Annotated in this window: 13 protein-coding genes; 5 read left to right on the top strand and 8 right to left on the bottom strand. The window is 33.3% G+C overall.

Annotated features, from left to right (window positions below):
* Positions 1-87 precede the first annotated feature (87 nt).
* Positions 88-1,107, bottom strand: coding sequence for an aldose epimerase family protein (locus tag K345_RS0104335; protein WP_028973137.1), 1,020 nt, complete (start codon positions 1,105-1,107; stop codon positions 88-90).
* A gap of 61 nt (positions 1,108-1,168) precedes the next feature.
* On the opposite strand from K345_RS0104335, the gene K345_RS0104330 reads away from it, so the two are divergent.
* Complete coding sequence (locus K345_RS0104330; RefSeq protein WP_028973136.1) at positions 1,169-1,456, top strand: Trp family transcriptional regulator; 288 nt, start codon at positions 1,169-1,171, stop codon at positions 1,454-1,456.
* On the opposite strand, the gene K345_RS19695 is transcribed toward K345_RS0104330, so the two are convergent.
* The 6 genes from K345_RS19695 to K345_RS0104300 all read right to left on the bottom strand — a co-directional run bounded on the left by K345_RS19695 (position 1,453) and on the right by K345_RS0104300 (position 6,523).
* Positions 1,453-2,232 (bottom strand): alpha/beta hydrolase, encoded by a 780-nt coding sequence (locus K345_RS19695; RefSeq protein WP_053228056.1) that lies wholly within the window; start codon positions 2,230-2,232, stop codon positions 1,453-1,455. The two genes, K345_RS0104330 and K345_RS19695, sit on opposite strands and share 4 nt — an antisense overlap.
* Positions 2,219-3,601, bottom strand: a complete 1,383-nt coding sequence (locus K345_RS0104320; RefSeq protein WP_028973135.1) for a hypothetical protein — start codon at positions 3,599-3,601, stop codon at positions 2,219-2,221. Before K345_RS0104320 ends, K345_RS19695 begins: the two co-directional genes overlap by 14 nt.
* A 76-nt stretch (positions 3,602-3,677) precedes the next feature.
* Complete coding sequence (locus K345_RS19690) at positions 3,678-4,181, bottom strand: 8-oxo-dGTP diphosphatase (RefSeq protein ID WP_083963627.1); 504 nt, start codon at positions 4,179-4,181, stop codon at positions 3,678-3,680.
* Entirely contained in the window at positions 4,178-5,416 is a 1,239-nt protein-coding gene (locus K345_RS0104310; protein ID WP_028973134.1) for a tetratricopeptide repeat protein, read from the bottom strand. The genes K345_RS19690 and K345_RS0104310 overlap by 4 nt, the downstream gene beginning before the upstream one ends.
* Before the next feature lie 7 nt (positions 5,417-5,423).
* Positions 5,424-6,215, bottom strand: coding sequence for a hypothetical protein (locus K345_RS0104305; RefSeq protein WP_028973133.1), 792 nt, complete (start codon positions 6,213-6,215; stop codon positions 5,424-5,426).
* Entirely contained in the window at positions 6,212-6,523 is a 312-nt protein-coding gene (locus tag K345_RS0104300) for a hypothetical protein (protein WP_028973132.1), read from the bottom strand. Before K345_RS0104300 ends, K345_RS0104305 begins: the two co-directional genes overlap by 4 nt.
* 67 nt (positions 6,524-6,590) lie before the next feature.
* On the opposite strand from K345_RS0104300, the gene K345_RS22140 reads away from it, so the two are divergent.
* Together K345_RS22140 and K345_RS22135 are read left to right on the top strand one after the other, a co-directional pair.
* Entirely contained in the window at positions 6,591-7,514 is a 924-nt protein-coding gene (locus tag K345_RS22140) for an ankyrin repeat domain-containing protein (RefSeq protein WP_053228055.1), read from the top strand.
* An 11-nt stretch (positions 7,515-7,525) separates the two neighbouring features.
* A complete protein-coding gene (locus K345_RS22135) occupies positions 7,526-8,242 on the top strand; it encodes a hypothetical protein (RefSeq protein ID WP_053228054.1) in 717 nt (238 codons plus the stop codon).
* 3 nt (positions 8,243-8,245) lie between these two features.
* On the opposite strand, the gene K345_RS19675 is transcribed toward K345_RS22135, so the two are convergent.
* Positions 8,246-9,562, bottom strand: a complete 1,317-nt coding sequence (locus K345_RS19675; RefSeq protein ID WP_083963625.1) for a UPF0164 family protein — start codon at positions 9,560-9,562, stop codon at positions 8,246-8,248.
* Positions 9,563-9,706: 144 nt separating this feature from the next.
* On the opposite strand from K345_RS19675, the gene K345_RS0104275 reads away from it, so the two are divergent.
* Entirely contained in the window at positions 9,707-12,658 is a 2,952-nt protein-coding gene (locus K345_RS0104275) for a hypothetical protein (RefSeq protein WP_211227831.1), read from the top strand.
* Entirely contained in the window at positions 12,655-17,181 is a 4,527-nt protein-coding gene (locus tag K345_RS22130; protein ID WP_053228052.1) for a SpoIIE family protein phosphatase, read from the top strand. Before K345_RS0104275 ends, K345_RS22130 begins: the two co-directional genes overlap by 4 nt.

Genomic DNA, 17,181 nt, shown 5'->3' with positions numbered 1-17,181 from the left:
ACCTTGGGTTCAGTAGTCCTTGCCCGTAGTTAACAGCATGTTAGAGGTAGATTTGGGAAATGTCAATAAAAATATATCGATAAATGGTTACCAGCTAAATTTGTGTATACCCTGTTTACTATACGTTTCACCAGCTTTGACCAGACATTGTGGAAAATTATTGTGATGCATACTATCTGGTAGCCCTTGAACTTCTAAACAAAAAGCTCCATTAACAGTAAGATCTTTCTTTCCTCGTAACTGTGCTCTATCAAAATTTGAGCAGGTATATAGTTGTACCCCTGGTTGATCTGTCCAAATCGATAGTTTCCTTCCTGTTTTAGGTGAGTAAGCTTCTATCTGAACTTTATCCTTAGGCCTTTCATTAAGAATAAAACAATGATCAAATCCCTTAGATTGTTTGCTGAAGGCTTGCTTGAATGTTATGGGGCTTTTAAAATCAAAAGAACTATTGGTTGTTGAAGATATTTGGCCTGTTGGAATACAGTCTGTGTCAATTTCTACATAACTATCTGCATCAATTCTCAGTTCTTGATTTAGTATGTCGGTACCAAAACCTTCCAGATTCCAGTACGCATGGTTTGTAAGATTTATATAGGTATCTGTATCCGATTTAGCATCAAAATCCAGAATTAAATCATTTTCTTCATTTAATGTATAGGAAAAGCTTACATTGACATTACCTGGATAGCCTTCTTCTCCATCAGGGCTTAATCTCGTGAAAGTTACCTTTATTGAAGTCTTTGTTTCTTCAATCGTATATTCGAATAGTCTACGATGATAACCTTGAGGCCCTCCATGTAAAGTATTTTCGTTGTCATTAGCTGTTAATTTATATAGTTTGCTATTTAGTTCAAATTCAGCTTTACCTATACGGTTAGCATATCTACCTACACTAGATCCAAAATAAAAATTTGTTTTATAATAATCTTCAAAATTGTCATAACCAGCAATGATTGAATCAATATTTCCCTGGCTGTCTGGTGATTGGACATCTACTAAAGTAGCCCCCCAATTCATCACTTTAATGGTGAGTCCGTTAGAATTAGAGATCGTAATTAAATCTACCTTATGATTTGAGTCCCATTTTATAATATTATATTCCATACATTTCTCCTTATTTGTTTCTATTGACAGGTACAGCCCGTACTCCTATATTAATAATACAATGCAAACAGTGTTTAAAGAAGACCCAATAAAAGAATTATGTAAAGCCTTATCCTTGACTGATGATCCTACAGATATAGAAAATTTTTTAAATAGCTTACTAACCTCATCTGAGTTGAAAGCTGTTTCAGATCGTTGGGCTTTAGTTCGACTTATAGATTCAGGTATGAGTCAACGAAAGGTGGCTGATAATCTGGGACTAAGTCTATGTAAGATTACAAGAGGTTCTAAGGAATTAAAGAAAGACGAATCTCCCTTTCGAAAGATGATTGATAGATATTTGGGTTAACCTTGTTTAAAAAAATCCAAAGTTTTTTTTAGTACAATTTCCTTTTCCGGACCATTTGTGACTAGGTGACCACTTTCTTCGAGGATTACATACTGAATATTTGTTTTAGGGGTTTTATTATTTAGTATGTCTAATGCTTTAGAAGACACTGATTTATCTTTTTTGCTCCAAAAGACAAGTGCTTTTGATTGTAGCCTGCTTAGATTATGTCTTGTCAGCTTAATCAATTTGTTTAATTCTGCCACAGTTTGAACACTGGTGTTCTGTTTATATTCTGATTTATAGAGTAGAGTATCTTCATCATCCTGTTCATGACGATCTACCTTGGAGGGGACTCGTTTTATTATATGTTTTAGTAATGGAGCCCAATACACTCCTTTTGATATTGTTGCAATGGCAGGTGCAAATAATACTATTTTGGGAATTTTAAATTGTATTGCACTAAGTAGACATATAAGTCCACCCATGGATTCTCCTGCCATGTATATATCTTCGTATTTATATGATAATTCCAGGTAACGGTCCATTACATATCGAAGCCAAATATTAGCTCCCGTATTCTCCATATCCTTTAAATTAGTACCATGACCAGGTAATCTTGGAATATCGACAGTATATCCCCCTTCCGTATTTAATTTTTGACCTATAGAATTTAAATCTTCTGGACAACCTGTCCATCCATGAATAAGCATAATGCATGTAGAGTTTCCATGATAAAAACGTGGTAATCCTTGTTTAATTATTTTTGTCTTTTGGTTGATTTCAGGTAGGTTCATCATTATTTCCTTCATAATAAAGATTGAAACTTGGAGATTTTCCTTGTTTATTTTCTTCCCAACTCATTATCCATAATCTTGATATCCTATGGGCAATAAAAGAAGTATAGTATCGACGTAAATGTCCTATGATAATAGGACTACTCACTGACCAGGCTAATGATAGTCCTCCAGATTTTCTTGTTATGAATTTGAGTAGTTTTTGAACTTTACTATAACCTTTATAATGAGTATATAAAGATTTAGCATGTGGCATGATATTGGTGAAGATGTCTTTTTTAGTGATTGTTTGTAACTTAATCATCATATTTATAGGTACCTCCGATAACTGTTCTAATCCTGGGGTTGTTATCAAGTAATATATACCTTGAAGAGAAAGTCTATATCCGAAGCGCAGGTAATCACCTAGGCGTAAGTGCATATAGGATTTTTCCTTTTTATAGCCATAAATATTAGGAATGGAATGTAATAATTTATGGAAAAATGGTTTTAGGTTATTTTCTGTGTTATCTGAATTAAAGAATTGGCTAATTTTGTCTAACCATTCCTTATCCTTACTCATAGATTGGTATTGTTTGTCCTGATGGAGATTAAACTGGTTGAGTAGGTCCTGATAGTATATTATTGCTGTTTCATATTCAGTGCTTTTAGGAGTAGTGTCAAAAATAGTTATTTCAAAATCTAGCTTATTATAATATTTGCGTAGTCCTTCTTTATCATATTTTTTCATTTGTTCTTCAATATGTGGATTAGGCTCCCCATACAAAACAAGTCCATAACGGGCAATTCTCATGAAGGTGATGACATAAAAAAAACGAAAAGTACCCTCAGAGAGAAAACCAATAAGAAATGTTCTTATATTATACCATATTAAACTAGGTATTCCTAACAAGGGTGTTAACAATAAACGTATTATAAATCCCGGAAGGGGAGACTTACTGAGACTTTTGATGAATGGGATTTTTCCTATAAGAGAAGAGTAAAATTGACCATATCCAATAAATCTATCAAACCAGATAATTTTCCTATATTGGAGAAACTTAAACATCGGATGAAGTTTAATTGATTCATAAATTTCTTCAAAAGCTAAAAAAGAAATAAGTAATAAACGTTTCAGACTAAATTTGAACTGAATTTGATTGTCTAGCTTTGTATTTCCGTCACAATATTTGTCCATCAATCGAATAAGTTGAAAAGAATCTTCTTGAATGGCTTGTGACAAAACAAAGGAGCCTTTTAGTCTTGGTTTTAATAGTTGGACCATTTCCTTTAAAACCATTCTATCTTTGGCTGTTTTCCACTCACGACCTGTATCTTTTTGCAATTGCTTGGTGTAAAACCTTTCCCCTATAGATAAAATAATGATCATCAAAATTTTCCTAATTATAATGGGGACAAACAATAATAACCCAAACCATAACCAATAGGTATAGTTCGTTAAGATATTAATCATCTAATAAAAAGCTCTCTTCCCTGTAACCGTTGTAAATATCTTTGTACAACATTCTATCTTCCTCAAAAACGAAACGACAACTTAAGGTGTTACCTTTTAGTAACTCTGGAAGCCAATGCCTATCATCTTCCCACATTTTATCCCAAGGGATATCTTCAATTTTACACCAGAAAGGATCGGCTTCCTCTGTTTCTATCAGTTCCCCATCAAAACTATCAGCAAAATAAACATAACAAAACAGGGAATATCCATCTTTAAAATCAAAAGATAGATGACAGTATTTAAGTAAATTGTGTGGTGTTAATCCAACTTCTTCCTCGCATTCTCTAATTGCCGCATTCACAGGTGTTTCATTAGCTTCAATTCTCCCGCCAGGTGCATTTACTTTTCCTTTTCCTAATCCTCTTTTCTTTATCATTAATAATAATTGGTCATTTTGTCGTATAAAACAAAGTACGGCTTGTTCTTTGGGGATCCATTTTGTCCAATCAATCATTTTGCCTGTAACTCCTTTAATCTAAATGTTATATTTTCTGGTAAATTTGACTGATCTGCGAACTGATTAAAGGGAAACTCTCTATAAATAGTAAAGGTAACACTTTCACCTGGTTTTAATTCTGGTGTAGTACTACTCACTAAAGAATAATCTTGATTGTATCCTGGTATATTAATATCCCATTCTAAGCTTCCTTCTAAAAGAGTTAAGTTTCTTCTTCCCTCATTCTTGATAGAAAGTATTAGATTTAATTTGTAAGCATCCAAATTTACCTCTGGTGCTTGCCAGTAGCTCACTCCTTTTAAACTAACTCCATCTAATCTAGGTTTATCTGATAAGATGGACATTTCTTTTTTTACATATGAGTTAATTACAGAAGGGTCAGGTTGGGATATAGAGATCAAAAGTCGCGATACCTGTGTCAAGTCAAGGTACTCAGGTATTAAAGGATTATAGCTTATTTTACTTTCTGCTAATAGAGGTCCATCAAGAGTGAAATTCTGTGTAAATATGGTAATCCCTGATTGGCTAAAGCCTTTTATTGTACCTTGTATCATATCAATAAGGTCATTGTGATTTACAAAATATCCTAAACCTGAGTATGTCCATTTATTACCGACCCATTCTCTGTAACTTCTTACTTGTTCCCATTCAATAGTATTAGGACTTGTGGATTCATCATAATAAATGGGTATATTTACTTTTAAGTCTTTCGAAAAGACAAAGTTTGATATTTTTTCCTTTTTGTGTTCAGAATTGTACCATATTGCACCACTTATAGAACTTATAAGTAATAGAAAAAGGATAACTAATAGTGTGAATACTTTGGTTCTCCTCATGTCCTTTTTTAATTTTTGGGTGGGATAATGATTTTTTTCGTAATAAAGGGCATGACTATTCAGTTCCTTAATTCTATTAAGTAAGGACTTATCTTTTTTTATTCGGTAGTTATCCCAATATAATTGGGCTAATCGATGATATAAATCTGGATTTGTTATATCTGTTTTTATTGCCTTTTCATATTCTTTTTTGGCTGCCTTCCATTGGCCTTGTTGTTTGTAAGAGTCCCCTTTATCTAAGCAATCTAATATTTGGTTGTTCAAGTAAAATAGGTCTGTTTCTGCTAAATCTTCTTGAAGTAATTTTATTTGCTCTATGGATATATTGTTATTAGTCTCATAAGCCTCACTAAGAATATGTAGATATCTTTTTAGTGCGTCATCTTGTTGAGCCATATTATAATTAGTCCTTACTAAATAAAGGAGTTTTTATTGAACCATAGACTTGGTTTTGATCGAAGATAAAAGCCACGATTGAAATATTGTTTTTGTCCCAATCGGGACTTAGAGTAACATTAAAATTATATTTGACAGTAAGTATTGGAGACCATCCCTCTGGGAAAGTTAATGATACCCCTTCTGGAGGGAGTATAAAATCTCTTAAAACAGAAGGGATATCAGTTGTTAAAATTTTATCTTCACTTATGAAGTAATCCATGGTAGATACATAGGGATAAGGATTTTCCAAAATAATCTCGGATATCGGATCTTCAACAAGTAAAATCATAAGTTTACTATTTTTTATTTCCCGTTCAAATTTTATATATAGTGACCAATCTGGACCTCTACCTGATTCAAAGTAAAAGGAAATAGGGTAGTCATTTTTCTGTGCTACTTTTACCATACTTAACCAATTATCTGTTGATTTAAAGTCTAGTCCTTTTCTATTTACTATAGCTCCTGGAATGACTTTTAGTGTTCCTATTCCATTGATATAGGATCTTGTATCAGAAAGTTCAAAATAGTCTCCCCAGTGGTAAACAATAATATTGATATCAGGGTAATTATTGTTCACCATTGCTAAGTTTCTATAGGCCTTAAAACTATTTCCATTCCAGTTTCCAGTAACCACTTCAATTAACGTTTTACCTTTTTCAAATTTATGTGATTCTGGTTGAATATTCCAAGTATAACTTTGTCCCCAAGAATAAGCTGTCAACATAAAATAAAGAAGGGTATAAATTAATTTTTTCATTTTTTTGGGGTTGCTTGATTCGACTTCTCTATTAACCAATGCCCAAGATTTGCTGCATTCTCAGGGGTCATTACGATACCCATCATCACTTCTCTTATAATACTTGATTTAACGGGATCTCGACTTACTTCCGGGCCTAAGCCGTCTGGTGTCGTCATATAACTGACTTCTTCAGGAAAATCAACGTGTTCAAAAAATAGATCAAATTTTATTTCACCACGAGGAGTTACTCCTCCCCAAGCTCCATTAATAGCTATCATTTTGTAATCAGGGTCTTTGACGAACTCAAATGTTATTTCTTTATCCATAGTATTAATATATTACATATAAAAAACGCTTATGGGAATTAACTTAATATTTCTTTTTGTCGATATAATGTATAAGAAAGATATGCATCTATTAGTAATATATAACAGTTTACAATTAAATAATCTCAATTTGGTCGAAAACAATTGCAAATCACTGGGGATCAAGATAACAAAACTACCTTGGGATCGTGATTGGGATATCTATTCCCGTACCCGTCTAGATGAACTTATTAGAGAAGTTGATCATCTTTTAATTATATCGGATCAATTACAGATTCAAGGTAATATATCACACTTCTTAATTGGTGTCTTTGTCGGCCGTCTTCGTAAGATAATAATGATGATGCCTGCCCAAGCTGATCTACTACCAGAAAATTGGCCTGAGTTTCTTTTTATTAGTAACACAATGGATTTATTTACCGAATTAAAAACACTTCAAAAAGAATGGCAAAAAGAACAGCGTAGGATAGTAGGAGTCAACAGATTACATGATTTGGGCATAGAAGTCTCTTCTTACTCCTTATTTGAAGCTGTTGCCAGTGGCAATTTGGCTGTTGTTGAAGCTTTTCTAGAAGCTGGGTTCTCTGAAAATACAAAAAATACTAAAGGTGTTTTTCTTGTCAATGAAGCTGTAAGAAAAGGTCACTATCAACTTGTAGAGTTTCTACTTAATAGAGGTTGTAAGCTTAATCAACCAAGTGAAGATAGGAGTAACACTCCGGTTATGGATGCTGCCGCAGAAAATCAGATTGACATTTTAGAGCTTCTTTTAAGCTGGGGCGCTGAAGTAGATCATGTGAGTAAAAATGGGCAATCTGCTCTTATGCTGGCTATAGGACAAGGTCATTATGATATAGCTAAAAAATTAATAGATGCTGGTGCTAATTATCTTTTAAAAGATAAGTTAGGGATGGATGCTCTTACTTATTGTAAATTATTTAAACATGATGAGATATTAAAATATCTTGACCCTTTAATTGAAGGGAATTAATGTTATAAGGCATGGCATTATATATATTTCATTTAAAAACCAAAGAAGGCACCCCCTTATTTCTACATAGCATTGGAACTGATAATAATTCATTAAAATCTATGGAATCTGATGAAATTTTCGGTTTTTATGGAGACGAACCTCGAGTTGAAGCCTTTACACTTCTTAAAAATGAATTATATAAGATAATTGATAAAGGAATAAACAATTCTGTAAATGAGCAGAAATTTGTTTTTAATTTTTTAATATCTGCCTTTGTTTTTGTTATCCTATATCTTTTTTTATCTCTCTTTATTAGAGATCCAATTCCTATGTTAGATGAATTACTGGTATCAACTCTGGCTAGTGTAGGTTTAAATGTGTTTTTAAACCAAAGGCAACAAAATACACAAGAGACTCTTAAATGGCGTATGAAATTACGTGAAAAGATAGATAAAATAAGGTTTGTTCCAGATCCATATCTGAAACAATTGGAGCAAATATATCAAAAGTTTGAAGAGTCTCCAGATAAGACATTGAATGATATAACGTTTGATCTTGATTTTCTTCACAAATGGAATCAGGAGAATAAAACGCATTTGACCGATTGTATCGAACATTTACTTGTTCATAACTTAAAAATAAATAAAAATAAATTAAAAAAATACATGGAAGATCATAAAACAAGTAAAGTAATGAAGCCCTCTAATCCTTTGATTCAAACTTATAAGTTGTTGGATAGTAATTAGTTACTATTCTTCGTTTTCTATTTTTTCTAGCTCTTCAATCTGTTTTTGTAATTCTGCTGTTCTACGTGCTGTTTCTAGTATTTCTTTAGCAGGTTCAAAGGATGGATTCAAATCAAGAGATTTCTCCCAAAGATCTATAGCAGAATAAATGTTACCTTGTGCATATTCCTGTAGGCCCTTTAAATATAAATCTTGTGCTTCCTCTTGACGTGCCATACGGCCAAGATCTCCAAGGTTGATCTTGGCTTCAATACTGAATCTATCTAAGGAGGATATTTGTGTTGTTAAATCAAGTGTATAATTGACGATTACTTCCCAAGCCTTGAAATTAAAGGCTGAACCCAGACTCATACGAGGAAGCCCCTTCTTTATTAGTATACCACTCTGAATACTATAGAAATCAGTTAAATTGATACTATTACCAAAAGCAATATGTGGTGCTTCAGGGGTTATACTATCATTTCTGTCAGAAGAGTAACTCAAAGGGGTAAAAAAGGGATAAGCATAATCAAAACTTAAAAGAACAGGTTTTATTGGAGACCAGGAAAGACCTGCTCGTGCTCGAGTTGGAAGAGGATCTCCATCGACATTTGGTCCGACATTTTGAATAGATAGACCAAGTGTAAAGTTTTTACCTAAGTCATAGTAAAATTTAAATAGATTAAATTGGGACATTAGCCCCATATCGGCCATGATTGTTAAAGCATTTTGATCTGTAGAAGCTATTGCAACGGAATTTCTATCACTAGCCTGTGCATAGGTACTCTTGGGAATGTAACGATAGCCACTTGTAATGTTCATTCCAATAGATAGGCCATTATAGTAGTAAGAATGCAGAACATTATAGCTTATATTCGCTGTGCCTAAAAATTCCATATAATTACCCTTACCTATACCATCTACAGTATTTCTTCTTTCTCCAAATTCATCATAAGCTGTAAAAGGAACTCTGAACCATTTTCCTCCAAATCCCAACCCGAGTTGGTTAAAACGAATAGAATAGGATAAAGACTCCATTGAGGAATCAGCAATCCAGTCATTATGAAAGAGAGAAAGCTCTGTATTTTCAAGTAAACTAGAACCAGCTGGATTAGCATTGATAAAACCTGTATCCTTGGGTACTGCAGTATAGGCTGTACCCATGGCTTCATAACGACCACCCATGGGAACCAGAAGAGTGAGAAAAGTCGTTTGACCTGCATTGGGATCAATACCGGTTTCATCTATGACATTATAAAGAAAATTCTGGTAATCTAGGTCGATACCAAAAGTAATTGAGGACATAATAGTCAAAATGATTCCTATAAGTAGTGATCTCATACCCTTTAAATATACAATTTCTCCACCAAATTATCTATATGACTTTAAAGTTATGACGATATTAGTAGAAGGTGGTAGACTATTGAAAGAGAAAGATTGATAAACTTTGGAAAATCGTTCAATTTATTGTTTTTCTCCTTTATTATGGTTCTTGGTAGACCTTTGTATTGTGGTGGTACTCAAGAAACCTCATCAGGAGAGCTATCGCCAAAAGAATCCATTGCTTTAGCAAAAGAGTATATTAATAATCAACAGTTAAATGAAGCTCTACTTGTCCTCTCTGAAATGGTTGAGAATTATCCTGATCGTCGAGATCAGGCCATTCCTTATATTCAAAAAATCGAAAAACTTAGAAGTGAATACGTCGATTTGGCTTATGAAACTTTGGATCATTTAGCTAATGAAGATGCTGAGGCTGCAAGAGAAAGTATTGCAGAAATGAAAAATCGTGATAAGAACCCCAACAAGGAAACCACAGCTTTTATCAATCGAGCCCAAAGAAACGTTGAGTTGGTCGTTTCTAGAAAAAGATTTAGGGAGATAATGGCCAATGCTTTAATCGAACTAGATAAAAATAATTATCAAAGAGCTGTTGCCATATATTCTGAAGGTTATGAGCTACATCGATTTGAATTTGATGAAAATCCTTATGGAGACCTTATCAAAAATATGGTAATCGCTTCTTTGGATGATATGAACAAAGCAATTACCACATTTCTAAATCAGTTAGGTAATTATGAAAAGGTTGCGACTGAAGTTAAGTCATTAGACCCCACTTCAATTAATCGTTATATAGAGCAAATACAGGAAATCCAACAGTTAAGAAGAAGAGTTCAAGAAGCTGCACTAGTATTTAGTGAACAAAATCAGATAATTAAAAGTAATTCAACTGATAACTCTCCAGATTTCTTTTTAAGTTATGCTGAATTATTTACACAAGGAAGAGAACTGGTTGACTACAGAGAAGGGATGTTAGGAGTTATTGAGCGTTATCATGATAAAAGTTTGGAAGAGATAAGCCAGATAATAATTGAAAGGAGTGACAAGCTATATGCGTCAGGGGTTAACGCCTTTGAACTTGGGCAGTATACAGATGGATTAAGAAAATTTGAAGATTTACTTGATAATTATGATATAGATCATAGTATTTTAAATCTTTGGAATAGTAGGGTCTTGTTAAAAGACCAATATAATATATTTGACAAAGATAAAAAACTAGTGATTAAATACTTACCTTTACAATATTTAGTTAAAGCTCATAATGAACTAGGTAAAGAGTACTTATCAGTGATTCAAATTGCAAACCAGCAAGAAGCATTGGCTTTGAATTCCTTAGACACAGAAGAATCGGTTGTTCAAAAGCAAGAACAAGTAAGTAAATTATTGAGTGATCTTGGCTCATTAAAAGAACGGTTGCGATTAGAGAAAAATCAGTGGACCCAATTAAATAAAGGGGCTTTTGTTACCTTAAATGAATATAATACTATATATACAAATTTAGAAAGAGATATCAATATTCAATATTCTTTATGGCAAAACAGGGCTATTGATCTGAGTTTAAAAGAAATTGATTTAGTATATAAAACTCTAGAACCCAAAATCAATCAAAGAGAGAAACAATTATCTCAAGCTGTTAATTACCTAGAAGGAGTACCTCAAAGTATTAATAATGGAAGTCAACAAATAGTATCACATTATCCTGATCGTTCTAGAGACATTCTGATACAGGAAAATGATTCTTTAAATGATGTTATTTCAGAGCTGGTTAAGTTACAAAGCCGAATTGAAGATAAAGATGATTACATACAGACTGATGCTAACATGATCCAATGGATTAATACCCTTAATAAAGATATAGATCAATTGAGGTCATTTCAAATTCAAAGAGCTAATTTAATAACTCAAGCAGAAGAACAGATTTTTACTGCAACTAAATTAAAGAATGAGGGATATTTTAGAATCCAGCAAACAGAGACGTCTTTAAGAAATTTAGATTTTGACAATGCTGAACAACAAATAGAACTTGCACGAGATAAGTTTTTGGACTCACTTGATATTCAGGAAAATATTACTTTTAGAGAAGAGATTGATGAACTTGTGAATTCTTTATCTAAACGAATTATAGATGAACGTTTTAAAATCGCAGTCGTTCAAGTTCGTGAAGATATCAATAAAGGTAAATCTTTCTATCTACAATCCTCGTTTGGTCAAGCTGAAGAAGTTCTTGTTAGAGCTCAAAATCTGTGGTCATCTGTAAGTACAGAAGAGAATAATGAAATAGAACGTTGGTTAAGTTTGAGCAGGACAGCCCTTAGTGTACAGACGGGAAGGGATATCCCTGTTACAGATCCGCTTTATCCTGAAATACGACAATTATTAAACTTGGCTTGGGAAGATTTTGAAGGAGCAAAAAAAATGCTTAATCAGAATCAGCGCGTTGATGCTCTTAGACTGTTAGAGGATGCTGAAGATAAAATTACAAAAGTAAGATTGCCCTTTCCTCTTAATCAAGAGGTGAGTATTTTGTCATTGCGGATATTACAAATCAAAGACGCAGACGCTTTTGGTGAATTATTTAAACAAAAATTTCAGCAGGCCCAAAATGAGATAAGCGCAGATCCTCGACAAGCCTATATTGATTTAACAGATCTCAGAGAAATTAATTCTCAATTTCCAGGATTAAAAGATACTATTTATAGAGTTGAGATATTATTAGGCATTAGAGTTCCCGAACCTGACCCTCAATCTATAAGGCAGGCCAAAGCTTTATATGATCAAGCTTATGCTATAGTTCAGCGTAATATATCTGCACAATTCCCTGTAGCATTATCACAATTAAAAAAAGCCAATGAGCTTGACCCTGATAACCAGAATATTGTCAGATTGTTAGATCGTTTACGTGTAGAAGCAGGAGAGAGAACCTCTTTAACCTTGTCCAGTTTAGCGCAACAACAGTACCGAGAAGCTGTAGAAAAATTTACTCAGGGACGTTTGTTAGAGGCTAAACTTATTGTTGATAGGTTGATGGAGGATGCAAATAATCGCAAATACTCTCCCTTATTAGAATTACAGGAGCGAATTGACTCTCAATTATGATACATAGATCTATAAAAGGAATCATTTTCATTTTTTTACTCATTACAGGATCTTTGATTTATGGACAAGAATATTACTGGGAAAACCCTGAAAGTTTTGCTGGGAATAGAAGTCGCTTTCCTATGGTTGATTCATACAACGGTACATTTGCTTTGCTATGGCAGGATTTTTCCAACGCAAACAGTAATAATGGTGATTTAAATCTTTCGATAGCAATTAAAAAGAAAGGGCAATCATGGAAAAAGTTTAATAACATCATTAATAATATTCCTTACTTTGGAGAAGAAAGTCCTATAGCTAGTCTAACCTTGAATGATAATGGTATTTATATTGCCTACATAAAAAGTGATAGTATTATCGCTATCCTTCATTCTGATTATGATAATATCGAATTTAAAGAAATCAGCCTAATCTCAACAGGTACTGATGCTCTATCTCCTAAAATATTCACTTCCCAAAAGGGAATGTATCTATTATTTAGCCAAGGATTCGAAACGAGTATTAGCATCTTTTATACATATACAAGTAGTGGTAGTAGTTGGACCTCTCCTCAAGCTCTTATAAAGGATGATGAAAATCTAAATTTAAATTTTAGTCCTTATGGAACCCAGCATAATGGAAAGGACTATATTGTGTTTCAATCACAACATTCAGGGGAAAGGGCCAATTATCAACTATACATGAAAACTTCTGAAGATGGTGGTCAAAGTTGGTCTAACAGTCAATGGATTACTAATTTTTCTGATGGGAAAAGTAAAAACGATGATTCATCAAACTACAATAATCAGAGACCCAATATATATAGCTATGGAGGAATTCTCTATATTTCATGGGAAAGAAACTTATTAAGTAATCCAAATCAAATTTATATTGGAATAATCGCCAATCAAACAATAGAAAATTGGGAATCTGTCACTCGTAGTTTATATACTAGTGGTGGACCTCAACTTTTTGAATTCAAACAAAAGTTAAATATCCTTTGGTTTGACAATCAAAAGGGTGATTTCCATATAAAGTTAGGAACAAAAGAAGAGTACACATGGAAAATCAGTGATTTGAGTATTATTAGTGGAACTTCAACTTTTCCAAAAATTGTACATGATGAGAATGATATTTTTGTGTTTTGGGAGAATACTCAAGGGAACATTATCCGTATATATCAACTGGAGCCTGATAGGTCTGTGTCTGCACCTGTCCCAAGAGCGGTTAATTTTAAAAATACTGAAAGAAGTCGTTTGAGTACTTATCAAATACAATGGTCAGTTCCACCTGACTCAAGTGGAATTGAAGGATACAATTTCTTATGGAATCAAAATCCGGATGATAGTGTTCCTCCTGTTTTAACTTATTTAAATAATCAAAATCAAGGAAAATTCATTGCTGATGAAGATGGTGAATGGTACTTCCACATAAGAGCAAAAGACTATGCTGGTAATTGGTCTGAAGAAAAGGTTCTCTCTGTATACAGAGATACTACATCACCACCTATGGTTAAATTTAGTAAGCTTGATTATGATAATGAAGGCTTTCTCATCAATAATTCACCTAAAATTAATTGGACAATCAATGAACCCTATCTACAAGGTTATAGTTACAAGCTTAATTATTTAGGAGAGCCTAGTACAATCATAAATCCTAGTTTTTCAGGTACAGATCCTGGCACTATTATTAATAATAAAAAAGGGTCTATCACTTTTAATAATATGGATAATGGTTTATATGCCTTAAAGGTCAAGGCTTTTGACTCTGTAGGTAATAGTGGACCCATTGCCTCCACTTTATTTCGAGTTAATAAATATCAACCAGTAACTTATATCTCCTGGATTGATTCAAACCAGGATGATTTTGGTAGAATCTCTATTCATATTATTGGAAGGGGATTTCTTGAAGGTGGGGCTGTTTCTTCTATCTACTTAGACCGGGATGGTATTGCTCCTTTCGATTATACTTATAATATATCTGATGGTTCTTACCAAATTAGTTCAGATAAACAAATACGAGATCTAGTTATAAGTGATATCCCTGAGGGAAAATATAGAATTGGGTTAGTTCATCCAAGAAGAGGAACCTATTTTGCTAAATCCTATCTTTATATTCAGCCTTCAGGAACTGTAAAATTTGGAGATTTCTCCTGGGAAGAACCTGGTTTTATCTCTCTTCCCCAACATCGTTTTGTTTTAAATGCGAATTATTTAGTATCTATTGTAATATTGTGTTTATTGGCAATAGTGACTCTTTTTAGTTTTGGTCAAATATTTGTCTATCCTATAAAAGAAAATAGATTAGCCGGTGATATGCTTATCCTCGTACAGAAAGGACATCTTTCTGCCGAAGAAAAAAGAACAAGGATTAATGAATTGAAGCGTAAAGGTTTCGGATTAAGATTCAAGTTTGCTTTCTCTATTCTCATTTTGCTGACAACAGTATTATTGATGATTTCGTTAGCACTAGGTTTTTTCATGATTGGTAATCAACAAGAAAATCTTGCCAGTGCTTTGAAACAACAAGCTGAAGTTCTGATGACAGGATTTTCTAAGTCCGCTTCTAATTATTTGCCTTCAGAAAGCGAGCTGGAATTGAGTCTCATTCCTCAGCAAATGTCAGCTATGTCAGATGCCCAATTTAGTGTAATAACTGGACCTGGTCGTGAAAACCGTTCTGAATATAATCATGTATGGGGTGTAAGTAACTTTGATAGCTCCTATCTCAAAGATAATATTAATACAGATAATTATGTTCAAGGAATAAGTACCTATGAAGATGAAATAACTAATCAGATTAATGACTTAGCTTTAAGGATAAACCAGGAAGGAAAGGCTTCATTACAAGATATATCCTCTGAGATCGATAGATTGACTCAAGAAGCGAGTCTTCATACTGGAACTGATCAAAATTCAACTAGGATTAGAAGTGATTTATTTGATCAGATATATGAATTAGATAGTTTGAGAAATAATATTCTTGATAATTTATCAAAATATACAGGCACCTATCCTAATTTTGATACAGAACACTTAGATCTAAGTATTCCATCGTATTTATTCTACAAACCCATAACTTATGCTAGAAGAGGGGAAGATACTTATTATAGAGGAACAGTACGTGTTGTTGTATCCACTGAACGTATAAGGGAAGAAATCAGGGCAAGCCGAAATGAGCTAATCAAACGAACAGGTATAATAGCTCTTATTGCCATAACATTAGGAATAGTTGGCTCTATTATACTCTCTTCAATAACTGTAAATCCCATTAAAAAACTTGTTAAAGGAATAGAAATAATAAGGGATACAGAAGATAAGAGTGAACTTAAAAACCATAAGATAGATATTACTTCAAAAGACGAACTAGAACTCTTAGCTCAGACTATAAATCAAATGACAAAAGGTTTGGTAAAAGCTGCAGAAGCTAACAAAGAATTAACTGTTGGTAAAGAAGTGCAAAAAATGTTTATTCCCTTAGATTCGGATGATTCTGGGCGTAAAATGACAACTGGTGGGGAATCTACAAAGTATGCTGACTTTTTTGGGTATTATGAAGGGGCTAAGGGGGTCTCGGGTGATTATTTTGATTATCGAAAATTAGATAATGAACATTACGCATTAATTAAATGTGATGTTGCTGGAAAAGGTGTTCCTGCTTCCCTTATTATGGTAGAAGTTGCTACTATATTTCTTAATCATTTTCGTGAGTATAATACAAAACAAAAAGTTAATTTGCCTCCTCTAGTTTATAGGATAAATGATCTCTTAGAAGAAAGAGGATTTAAAGGACGCTTTGCCGCATTCAATTTGGGGATATTAAATATCAGAACTGGTGAAGCCTATTTTTGTCATGCTGGAGATAAAACAATTCATGGATGGGACGCTCAAAAAGGCATTAGTTACCAAAAACATATGACTGAAACACCTGCCGCAGGAGTATTTCCATCAATGCTAGTAGAAATGCAGAGTGGTTTTAAGCAACAAAAGATTATACTTAATCGTGGTGATATGTTATTTTTCTTTACAGATGGACTCGAAGAGGCACAACGCCATTTAAGAAATTCTAAATATGAGATCGAAGTGTGTAGTAATCCTGATCATCAAAGAGAAGGTACATTAATTACACACTTGGCAGGTAAAGATACAGAAGAGTTTAGTTTGGAACGTCTACATCAAGTCATAGATTCTGTAATGAATCGACAAAAATATCAATTATTTAAGTATCACAATCCTTTAGGTGAGGATTCTCCTTTGGACTTTGATTTTTCAAGTTGCAATGGTACTATTCAAGAAGTCGTTTTAGCCATGGTCTCATTGGAGAAGGTTTTCAGGTTATATCCCGATCCAAAAGCCTCTATTAATGATAAAATAAGGATTGATGTGAAAGTAGATGATTTTTTAAGAGAGCATTTTGTTCAATATGAAGAATATTTTGGTTATCCGCTTGATTATACTGATTTACAGGAATACAGATATTATTCATACATTAAAGAAGATGAACAGTATGACGATCTAACCATATTAGGAATACAAAGGAAATAA

The sequence above is a fragment of the Spirochaeta cellobiosiphila DSM 17781 genome (assembly GCF_000426705.1).
In the GTDB taxonomy this organism is placed as follows: Bacteria; Spirochaetota; Spirochaetia; order DSM-17781; family DSM-17781; genus Spirochaeta_E; species Spirochaeta_E cellobiosiphila.
This window is presented reverse-complemented; position numbering and strand designations above follow the sequence as displayed.